This window comes from Candidatus Margulisiibacteriota bacterium (assembly GCA_018822365.1).
Lineage (GTDB): Bacteria > Margulisbacteria > WOR-1 > O2-12-FULL-45-9 > XYB2-FULL-48-7 > XYB2-FULL-45-9.
Map to the genome: position 1 here is coordinate 1 of JAHJKL010000067.1, position 10849 is coordinate 10849.

Genomic DNA, 10849 nt, shown 5'->3' on the forward strand with positions numbered 1-10849 from the left:
CCTCGACTCGAATTATTTTGACGATTGCGAGTTTGAAAAAAGAAAAACAAAGTTTAGGCAGATCGTCAAAGATATCCGCAAGGTTGAATTGGCCGACTTTCAGGGAATTGACGCTGTTGTTCACCTGGCTGGTCTTTCCAACGACCCGATCGGTGAATTGAACCCGGGGATCACCGAGGTCATTAATTTGGACGCTTCGATCAAATGCGCCAAACTGGCCAGGCAGGCTGGGGTCAGGCGGTTCATTTTTGCCTCTTCCTGTAGTGTTTACGGGATCGCGGAAGAGGGGAAGGCGATCGACGAGACCGGGGCGCTCAATCCGGTGACCGCTTACGCCAAATCGAAGATCGGGACCGAGCAAGGGGTCGCGCCGCTGGCTGATGCCAATTTCTCTCCGGTCTTTATGCGCAATGCCACGGTTTACGGGGCTTCCCCCCTTCTCCGCCTCGATCTGGTCGTCAACAATCTGACCGCCTGGGGTTACACCGCCAGGAAAATCAAGATCATGAGCGACGGCTCCCCCTGGCGGCCGCTGATCCATATCCAGGATTTCAGCCGCGCCTTTATTGCCGCCCTGAAAGCCCCTAAAGAGCTGGTCCATAAACAGGTTTTCAACGTCGGCCAGAATAGCGAAAATTATCAGGTCAAAGAGCTGGCTGACGCGGTCAAAAAGATCATTCCTGGTTGCAGCGTCGAATATACCGGCGAGCACGGGGCCGATACCCGGACCTATAAAGTCGATTTCACCAAGATCAATACCGTTTTGAAAGATTACTTCAAGCCGACCTGGAACGTTTTGAAAGGGGTTGAAGAGCTGTATGCCGCTTACCAGCGGAACAACCTTGACCTTAAAGCTTTTGAAGGGGAGAAGTTTATCCGGCTCAAGCACCTGGCCCTGTTGCAGAAAGAAGGCTTGCTCGATAAAGATTTCTATTGGGTTAAATGAACGAGGAAACCGCGAAGTTTATTCGCGGGTTTCCGAGTTGAAAAAATAAGGAGGAAATCATGATCGAAGGAGTTAAAATTATTCCGTTGAAAAAGATTCCGGACGAGCGGGGGATGATCATGCACATGCTCCGGACGACTGATCCGCACTTCGAGAAATTCGGCGAAGTTTATTTTTCCGTCGCTTATCCCGGGGTGATAAAGGGCTGGCATCTCCACACCAAACAGACCCAGTTTTACGCCGTCATCCAGGGGATGATCAAGCTGGTGATGTACGATGAACGGAAAGATTCCAAGACCTACGGGGAACTGATGGAGATCTTTACCGGTGAGGACAACTACCAGCTGGTCCGGATCCCGGTCGGCGTGGTCAACGGCTACAAAACGATTGGCGTGAAGCCGGCGATCGTCGCCAATTGCGCGACCGAGCCGCATGAAGCGAACGAAATGCTCCGCTACGATCCGCTCAAGTGCCACATTAAATACGACTGGAGCCTGGTCCACCGATGAAGAAAAAAGTTTTGATAACCGGGGGAAAGGGGATGCTGGCGACCGCGCTTGAGGCTTATTATCTGGCGGCCGGGGCCGATGTCAAAGCGCCGACCCACGCCGAGCTCGATGTTCTGGATAGGACGGCGGTGGCGGAGGCGGTTGCCGCCTTTAAGCCTGCTTACGTTTTTTATACCGCCTGTCTTCATGTTGACGCCAGCGAGAACGATCCGGAGTCGGCTTATAAATTGAACAGTTGGGCCTCGGCTCAAATGGCCATGGCCTGTGCCAAACAAAAATCGGAGCTGGTCTACATCAGCTCCTGCGGTTATTTCGGCGACGAGGTCAAACCATATTCCGAATATGATCCGGTCGTTTTGAAGACCGTTTACGCCCGATCAAAGTATGAAGGGGAAGTCCTTGCTATGCGGGAGAATCCAAAAACCTATGCTATTCGTCCCGGCTGGCTTTTTGGCGGGAGTGTCAAGCATAAGAAAAATTTCGTCTACCAGCGCTATCTGGAAGCGCAAAAGACCCCGGTTTTGAAATCAGCCGGAGATAAGTTCGGGACACCGACCCTGGTCGACGACCTGGTGGCAAAGATTGACGAGATAATTAAAACTGAAGTAGTTGGACTTTACCACGTGACCAATTCCGGCGGCGGGAGCCGGGCCGATTATGTCAAAAAGATCGTTGAAAGCTGCGGCCTGAAGACAGCGGTTGAAGCGGTCGACTCCAGCGCTTTCCCGCGGAAAGCGAATGTTCCTAATTGCGAGATCCTCCATAATTGGAACCTTAAATATTTGGGGTTGAAGTCCCTCCCTTCCTGGGAAGAGGCGATCGACCGATACGTTGGGGCCATGTTCAAGGAACTTGGAAAATGACCCCCCGGGTTTCGGTCGTTATTGCCGCTCATGACCATGCTCATTTCCTCCCGGATTCTCTTGGTTCGGTCAAGGCGCAAACATATCCGGATTATGAAGTGATCGTGGTCGATAACGGTTCAACCGATAACACCAAAGAGGTTGTTGAAAAACTCTCTTGGGACAAACTGCGCTATCATTACCAGCAAAATACCGGGTCGGTCGCCGGGCCGCGCAACACCGGGACAAAACTGGCTCGCGGTGAATATGTCGCCTACCTTGATTCCGATGATTCCTGGTATCCGGAGAAGCTGGCTAAAGTCATGAGGGTTTTTGCCGATCACCCTGAGATCGATCTGGTCACGCACGATCTTTTGACTATGGTCCATGGCAAGCCGGGTGATGTCCTGCGGGTCGGTCCGGACGGCAAAGATGTTTTTCGCTCCCTTTTGCTGGGGAATTGCGTGCTCGGGAGCGCGACGGTCGTTAAGAAAAGGGCGATGGACGAGATCGGAGGGTTTGACGGCGACAAAAGTTTTGTCCACGTTGAGGATTACGAGGCCTGGCTTCGGCTGGCCGCGAAGGGGAAGAAGTTTTTTTTCCTGAATGAAACATTGGGGGAATACCGTATCCATAAGAACAATCTAAGCCATGATTTTCAGACCTCTTTTGATAATGAGATCAGGGTGGTGCGAAAACATTTTGCTGGATATAACTCCCGCTATCCGCTGGATAAATATTTTCTTTACCACTCTTCTCTGGCCAGGATCTATCTGCGGCTAAGCTATCGATATTTTTTAAATGGACAGCTTTGGCGCGGTTTGGCGGCCGCTTTCAGCTCTTTTATTTATAACCCTTACTTTTCGGTCCGTTTTGGGCTGGGGGCGGCCAGGCGGCATATTTTGAAATGAAAAAGGCGTTGTTTCTCTGCCCGAGCTATTATCCTTTTGCCGGCGGTGAAAAATATTATCAAAAAGTCGCGGAAGGGGTAGCCGCCTCCGGTTATGAGGTGACCGTCTGGACCCCAAAGCGCGATCCCGCCCATCCTGCGGTGGAAGTGGTTGGCGGGGTTAGGATCGAACGTTTTCCGGAAAATGGTTTGTTCGGTATCTGGATCTTTTTTTTGAAAAATATAAGAAAAATATTGGCCGCTCATCTGGTCCACGGATTCGACTATAACACGGTCCTCCTCTGGTATCTGCCCTTCCGCCTCCTGTTCTTCCGGAAACCGGTTTTTGTCACTTTTCTTGGGCATGAAGGCCTTTTTCCGGTTCCCGAGTCGATCATCCTGCGCCGCAAACTGGTTGAACTAATTACCTGGGGGAATATTTGCGGCGGTCATTACATTGCCAAATGGTATGGGACCGAGCCTGATTTCGTCGTTTATGGCGGCTGTGAACGGCCGACAAAGGAGATCGATCCTCCAGGCGAACCTTCGGCTGTTTTTGTCGGCCGGATCCAGCAGGATACAGGCTTATGGGAATATTTGGAAGCTTTGAGCATCTTAAAGGAAAAATACGATTTCCAGCTTAAACTGGATATCTATGGAGTTGTTAAAGACCAGGAACTAATGAAAAAGATCGACAGTTTTATCAAGGAGCGCGGGTTGCCCGTCAAATATCTGGGCGTTGCCAAAGAAGTTGAAACGGTTATTCAGGAGCATAAGTACGCCTTTTTATCCGCTTGTTTGGCTAATCTTGAAGCGATGGCCTGTCGTCGCCTGGTCTTTAGTATTTATTCTAACCCGTTAAAAAAGGATTACCTGGAAATGGTCCCGGGAGCCAAAGAGATGAACGAGATCTGCGGCATACCGGTGGAATTGGCGGAACGGATCGCTTTTCATCTTAAAAATCCGCAAGCGGCCCAGTCGATGCTGGAACGAGCTTATATGTATGCCTTGACCCAGACCTGGCCTGCGGCGGCCGAAAAGCATCGGCTTTTGTTCGAAAAACCGCGTCCGCGATTCAGGTTGGCGGCGATCATTGGGACACTCTTCAAGATCGTCAGGAGCCGTTTATGATCCTTGTTTGCGAGCCCAATTGCGTCGGATTTGAGCACGCCGAGGTCAACGCCGCCCTGATCGCGGCGATCCGCGGCGCTTACCCCGCCGAGCCGATCACCTTCGCCGCCGAGACCGGACAGATCGGCCAGGTCAGGGCCAGGCTTGAACAACACGGGATCAAAGAGGTAGTTTTTCAGGAATTGTCGGTCCAGCCGCGCCGCCGCCGCGAGATCTTGCGCCTGCTCCCCGACCTGTTCCTGTTTTACCGGTTTTTTGCGGCCGCTTCGCGGACCGGTTCCGACCGCCTTCTTTTCTGTTCGATCCTTAGCCCGGGATTGATCGCGATCAAAATATTGATGTTATTCTTCAGGAAGATCAAAGTGTATCTCATTCCCCACAATGTTCTGGCCCAAATAAACGGGCCGCCTAAACGATGGTATTTTATCTGGCCGTTGATCTTGTGGTTCCGGCCGGTCATGGCGCTGATGAATTCGAACCGCCTGCGTTATCTGGTGCTGGGTGAGCCGATCAAAAAACAATTATGCCTGGCCCTTCCTGGTGTAGAGAAACATCTTAGCGTGCTTGATCTTCCTTATTTTTTTGTGGTACCGGGCGACGTTCGGGAGGGGGGAGAAAAAATAGTCTTTGGGGCGCTTGGCTCCGGCAATCTGGAAAAAGGGATCGATCTTTTCTTTCGGGCAGCGGCAGAAGTTGACGGCCAGACGACCAGGCAAAAAGGAAAATTTACCTTGATCGGCCATCTGGCAGAGAATAAGATCCGGCAGGTCGATCGTTCCAAGGTCGTGATCACTTCGCCGGACAGGCCCTTGGCCTGGGAGGAATATAAGAAGCAGGCGGAGGGGATCGATTACGCTGTGTTTCTTTACGATCAACAAGCTTACCGGTTTAGGATCAGCGCCGCGTTATTCGATGCGTTTTCCTTCGGTAAACCAATTATTGCGCTGCGCAGCCAATTTTTTGATCATTATTTTGATCTGTTGGGAGATATCGGTTATTTGTGCGACAGTTATGATGAATTAAAGAAGACTTTGATCGATATATTAAATAATGATAGTGCTGATCGGTACCGGAAACAGCGTGAAAATATCATTAAGGGCAGGCAAAAGATCGGGATCGTGCATGTTGCCGAACAATTCAAGGTCGCCTGGGAGCAACAGTGATCAATACGCCTAAAAAACGATTCCCTATAATAGACAAACTGCCGCCAGGGATCAAAGAGTTGGGTAAAAATCTTTTACGCCTGCCGGCCAGGGTAAAATGGCAATATGAGTACCTGAAGGCGGATAAACTGACCAGGGAGATGCTGGTCGACGGTTTGCGGGAATTAGGGGTGAAAAAAGGATCGGTCCTTTTGGTCCATAGTTCATTAAGCCGGTTGGGCTTTGTTCAAGGTGGAGCGAAGGCGGTAATCGAAGCTTTGTTGGAAGTATTGGGGCCGGAAGGAACATTGGCCATGCCGGCCTTTGGCTGGTCGCCGGAGCAGGGCGGGGTTTTTGATTGCCGCAGGTCCCCCTCGAGACTGGGAGAAATATCTGAAACTTTCAGGCGTCGGTCCGGCGTTCTTAGAAGCTGTCACCCGACGCATTCAATTGCCGCGTTTGGTCCGCAAGCTGCTTTTTTGGTTGGCGAACACCAAAAGTCAAAAACACCTTTTGATCGTTTTTCTCCTTACCAAAAACTGATGGAATTGAGCGGTGATATCCTTTGCTTGGGCGTTTCCATCCGGTATATCACTTTTTATCATGTTTATGAGGATCTCAACCCGAACTTCCCTTTGTCGGTCTATGCCGAGCGGCCTTTGCCGGTTCGCGTTATTGACGAAACCGGGCAGGTAACTGATATGATGATTTTTTATCACCGAGATGATCTAGCCAAAAAACGGATCGACCACGATCGGTTTGTCTTAGCTCGGGTGAAAAAGTATTTTGAAAAGAAGGGGATCGTTAAATCTTCAAAGATCGGCGGGCGGGACTCTTATTTGTTAAATAGCGGCGCGATTGTCAGGGCGCTGGACGATATGCTCAAGGATGGGGAGACAATCTATGCCAAATAACACGATCCGAAAAAGGTTTTGGACCCCCAACGGGCTTTATATTACGGAAAGGGTCGCCCGGTCAAACCGGATCGGGGAAGGTGAGATAACGCGTCCGGGAAAAAATGGAGGCGTCTTCCTTTTTCGGGTTGATGCCGATCTTTATTTAAAGGAAGGGCAGGAGGCTTTTTTAAACATTGCCCGAAAATACGGGGTTAAAACTACCTGGTTCGTTAACGTTGGGAATTATCTCGGGTCGCCGGCCGGTTTGGAACAATTATTGAATGATGACCTGGTCGAAGTGCAGTCGCACGCCTTCCTGCACCGGGTCTATCCGGACAAGGCGAGAAATATAAATAATTTGCGGGAGGCCGAAAAACACCTTCCGCCCCGGAGGGTTAAAGGTGTGGTCGCCCCCTACGGCATTTGGAACGAAGGCTTTCAATCCGCTCTGGAAGAGCTGGGCATTAATTACAGCTCGGAGTTTGGCCTGGCATACGACCGTGCTCCTTTTTATCCAAGGGTAATGGACAGACCGTCGACGGTGATCCAGATACCGATCCACCCGGTCTGTTCCGGCTCTTTTGCCTATGCCGGCTTGCCGGTTGACGAGGCGTGCCGGTATTTCGCGCGGGTGATCGAGGAAAAATACCGGCAAGGGATCCCAATAATATTATACGGCCATCCGAACGACCGCGATATCGCTTACAATAGCCAGGTCCTCGATTTTATCTTTAATTATGCATCCTCGCTGGCCGGCGTCAAATCGCTGAGCTTCGCGCAGTATTATAAAACGCTTTGTTTGGACGGTGAAGGAGAACCGGGCGGCCAGATGAAAACATCAACCAGCAGTTTTTCGGGACCGGTTAAATATCCCTTGCCGATCAGGCTTAAGTGGCTGGCCGTTTGTCTGCTGTCGGAAATAAAACAGAGGTTTTTGGACGATATTTTGCCGCCGGGTGGAAAACAAATTGTGCTAGACTTATGGAAAAGGATAAGGGGAACGATCAAGCATGGGTAAAAACATCGGCCATGTTACGACCGATTATAAGCCGATCTTTGGCGGGGCCGAAACTTATCTGGCTAATCTATATAAGGTGTTAGAGGATGCCGGGTACAGCCAGCGGGTCTATCAGCGTGATATGGGGGTAAGATCTGATGAACTGATCTTAGTCCCGCGTTTGCCCAAAATATTGAGAGTGGGGGGGAGGGGTTCGGAGCTCTGGGCTTTTAACGCTTTGCTCCTGGCCAAAACCAGGCAATTAATGGCTGAGGATCTTTTGATCGTCCATTACCCGCTCCAGTTTTTGCCGGTTTCCTGGCATAAGCGGACGATCGTTCTTTCTCATGGTGTTGAGTGGTGGCAGCCGCCTCGCTCCTTTAACCATAAGCTAAAGAAAAAGGTTGCGCGATTCGCTTTTGAACGAGCCAAATGCGTGGTCGCCAATGATACTAATTTTTTCCGCGAGATGGGGATCAAGATCAACCCGCGCGAAAAAATGTTCCAGGAGATCGCTCCTAATAAATGGTTTCTGCCGAATTGCGTCGATACCGAACATTTTTCCCCTAATCCTGGCTTAGCCGGATTGAAGGCTTTAAATCCTGTTCTGGTTCCCAGAAATATTTCTTTTGGCCGGGGGATCCATCTGGCGGTGGAGGCCTTCGCGTTGTTCGTGACGCATCATCCGGAAACCAATCTGGTCGTGACCGGAGATATTGTCGATTATTCGTACTTCCGGCAAGTTCTGCAAGCGGTTAAAAAACACGGTTTAAGCTCAAAAGTCTTTTTTTTGGGAGGGGTCCCCTGGGAAAAGATGCCGGCGGTTTACGGTTCGGCTTGTTTGACGGTCATTCCGACGATATTTTCCGAAGGGACCTCCCTTAGCGCGCTCGAGAGCATGGCTTGCGGGATTGCCACTGTCTCGACGAACGCCGGCGGCTTGCCCGACCTCCCCACGTTGCTGGCCGAGATCGAACCAAAAAGCTTGTGCGGCATGATGATCAAGGCGGCGCGGGATCGGGAGGTTTTAGGAAAAGATCAGCGGGCCAGGGTGGTAGCGGAATATAATTTGCAACGTTGGGCCAAGGGTTGGCAAGAGATAGTCGCCCGAACACTGGCTTCGTAGGCGGTCGTTAGATGAAAATCAAAAATATATTCTTCTTTATCGTTTTTTTTCTTCCATTTGTTTATTCATTGGTCGTAAACGTTAAGGTCCCGTTGAAAACTTATGAAATGTTATTCGTCCTTTTTTTACTTTTCTGGTTTATGCGCGGCGCGGTGGCTGGGGAAATAAAATTGAGGATCGATCGCGCCTTTTATCCGCTCCTCTTTTTCTTTTTATGGGTCGTTTTTACCGTGATCATCAGCTATGTCGGCCTGCTTTCTTTTGAATCGATGCCGAATTGGAGCGCCACCCGCGGCAGTTTTTTACTGAACCCGATAATCGAGATATTCTATTTACTGTTAAATATTTTGTTGGCGATCTTTGTTTCCAATTTGATAGTGTCGAAAGCCAGCCTGAAAAATATCTACGGTATAATGATCTTTTCGTCGATCTTGGTCTGTCTCTACGGCTTACAGCTGTTTTTAGGGGCCCTGCTTAAAGTTCCGGCCCTCGTCTTGCCGACGATGAGCGAAAAACCGCCGGTCTCGTTTTTTTTCATCCCGCGAGTCACCGCGACCTTCAAAGAGCCTAATTTTTTCGCCGGTTATATGACCGCTTTGATTCCGATCGGTTTGGCTTTCTTTTTTGCCCCGAAAACAAAGATCCGTTCCTTTTTAAACAAAAAAGCGATTGTTATCTTGATCTTAGGCCTTCAATTACTGACTTTGATCTTAAGCATGTCGACCGGCGGAGTCATTTCTTTCCTGGCCAGCGGCGGATTTTTCTTTTTACTGCTTTTCTTGAGGTTTAAAAATAAAAGAGCGAAATTGCTGGTTTTTATCGGCGCGCTGCTCGTGGCGAGCTATCTTTTTATTCAAGCGGTCGGCTTGGGCGATGCTTTCAACCAAGTCGTGTTTGAAAAGCTGTTCGGCGGAGAAATCAGTTCCGTTACCCATTCGCGTGACGAACGGCTGGAGCAGATTAACGGCGCGTTAACGCTGTTCGCGCAAAACCCTGTCTTTGGCATTGGGCTGTCAAACTTTGGTCTTTATTTTGATCAGGTGCTGGGGATCAGTTATGGCTTTGAAGCCTCGGCTAATAATATCTACGTTGAACTGCTAGCTGAAACCGGCTTGATCGGCCTGATCCTTTTTGCCTGGTTTTTCATTGTTTTGTTTAAAAAGTTCTTCCAGACCTATAGAAAAGCCGGGAGCAACGAAGAAGCGATTCTGTTGATCGGCAGTTGGTCCTCCTTGGTGGCAATTCTAACGACCTGGAATTTTTTCCCTTCATATTCGATGTCGTTTTTTTGGGTCATGTTCGGCGTCTTTATCGGTTACTTGAACAAGCTTGAAAAAAACGAGGAGATCGATGAGAATCGCCTTTAATAAATATTTTATCGGCCGGCAAAAAACTGGGATTGGCCATTATTCCAGTGATCTTTTGGCCGGTTTAAAAAAAACATCTTTAGAGATCAAAGAAATCAATAATCCGTGCGGGCTGAATAAGCTTCTCTTTGAGCAGATCTATTTGCCGATCAAATTGGTTTTTAGCCGGGTGGAACTTTATTTCTCCACCTCGATCGTCTTGCCTTATTTCCTGCCATGCCGCTCGATTATCGTTGTTTACGATCTGGTCTTCAAGCTTTTTCCGGAGTATTATCGCGGCGGGATAAATCTTGCGTATTTAGGTGCCTTTTTCCCGCCATCGCTTAAGCGGGCAAAACGGATCGTCGCGATTTCCCAAAGCACTAAGAACGATCTGATCCGGTTATATGGGGTTGCGCCGGATAAGATCAAGGTCATTTACCCGGCGGTCGGCGGCCAATACCAGCCGATCACCGACCAGGCGCGGCTAAGCGAGGTCCGTAAGCGGTACTCCCTGCCGGAAAAGTTTATCTTTAACGTTGGAACGATCGAGCCGCGGAAAAATACCGTCCGGTTAGTTGAAGCCTATCGGGCTCTTCCCCCTGATTTGCGGGCCGCGTATCCGCTGGTCCTCTGCGGCAAAAAAGGTTGGGGAAAATCGTTTGCCGAGGAATTAAGTGGTATTATACTTCTTGATTACGTTGGCGAGGCCGACCTGCCGCTGATCTATAACCTGGCCGCCCTTTTTGTTTACCCGTCGATGTACGAAGGGTTCGGTCTGCCGATCCTGGAAGCGATGTCGTGCGGCATTCCGGTCATTACCTCAAACATCTCCTCCATGCCGGAAGTTGCCGGTGAGGCGGCCATTCTGATCGATCCCCAAAAGACAGGCCAGTTGACCGAAGCCATGTCGCGAATTATGAATGACCCCGAAATGGCACGGGAATTAAGCCGCAAAGGACTGGAGCAAGCGAAAAAGTTCTCCTGGGAGAAGGCGGCGGCTGAAACCTTGGCGGTTATTGAAG

The 10849-nt window shown here is 49.9% G+C and carries 11 protein-coding genes; all 11 read left to right on the top strand.

The window, feature by feature from the left end; genetic code table 11:
• Positions 1-946, top strand: a 946-nt coding sequence (locus KKF06_06250) for an SDR family oxidoreductase (protein ID MBU1617351.1), incomplete at its 5' end; no start/stop codon positions are given.
• 59 nt (positions 947-1005) lie between these two features.
• Positions 1006-1455 (top strand): dTDP-4-dehydrorhamnose 3,5-epimerase family protein, encoded by a 450-nt coding sequence (locus KKF06_06255; protein MBU1617352.1) that lies wholly within the window; start codon positions 1006-1008, stop codon positions 1453-1455.
• Positions 1452-2318 carry an NAD(P)-dependent oxidoreductase gene (locus KKF06_06260; protein ID MBU1617353.1) on the top strand — a complete coding sequence of 289 codons (867 nt, stop codon included), beginning with the start codon at positions 1452-1454 and terminating at the stop codon, positions 2316-2318. Before KKF06_06255 ends, KKF06_06260 begins: the two co-directional genes overlap by 4 nt.
• On the top strand, positions 2315-3208 hold the full coding sequence (locus KKF06_06265) for a glycosyltransferase (protein ID MBU1617354.1): 894 nt from the start codon (positions 2315-2317) through the stop codon (positions 3206-3208). Before KKF06_06260 ends, KKF06_06265 begins: the two co-directional genes overlap by 4 nt.
• Positions 3205-4317: a glycosyltransferase family 4 protein gene (locus KKF06_06270; protein ID MBU1617355.1), complete on the top strand. Its 1113-nt coding sequence runs from the start codon at positions 3205-3207 to the stop codon at positions 4315-4317. Before KKF06_06265 ends, KKF06_06270 begins: the two co-directional genes overlap by 4 nt.
• Entirely contained in the window at positions 4314-5480 is a 1167-nt protein-coding gene (locus KKF06_06275) for a hypothetical protein (GenBank protein MBU1617356.1), read from the top strand. Before KKF06_06270 ends, KKF06_06275 begins: the two co-directional genes overlap by 4 nt.
• Positions 5477-6373 (top strand): AAC(3) family N-acetyltransferase, encoded by an 897-nt coding sequence (locus KKF06_06280; GenBank protein MBU1617357.1) that lies wholly within the window; start codon positions 5477-5479, stop codon positions 6371-6373. The genes KKF06_06275 and KKF06_06280 overlap by 4 nt, the downstream gene beginning before the upstream one ends.
• The gene (locus tag KKF06_06285) at positions 6363-7373 is read left to right on the top strand and encodes a polysaccharide deacetylase family protein (GenBank protein MBU1617358.1); all 1011 of its coding nucleotides are present in this window, start codon (positions 6363-6365) and stop codon (positions 7371-7373) included. The genes KKF06_06280 and KKF06_06285 overlap by 11 nt, the downstream gene beginning before the upstream one ends.
• A complete protein-coding gene (locus tag KKF06_06290; GenBank protein ID MBU1617359.1) occupies positions 7366-8478 on the top strand; it encodes a glycosyltransferase family 4 protein in 1113 nt (370 codons plus the stop codon). The genes KKF06_06285 and KKF06_06290 overlap by 8 nt, the downstream gene beginning before the upstream one ends.
• An 11-nt stretch (positions 8479-8489) precedes the next feature.
• Positions 8490-9845, top strand: a complete 1356-nt coding sequence (locus KKF06_06295; GenBank protein MBU1617360.1) for an O-antigen ligase family protein — start codon at positions 8490-8492, stop codon at positions 9843-9845.
• Positions 9829-10849 (top strand): glycosyltransferase family 4 protein (locus KKF06_06300; protein MBU1617361.1); only part of this gene is annotated, 1021 nt, incomplete at its 3' end. The genes KKF06_06295 and KKF06_06300, both read left to right, overlap by 17 nt.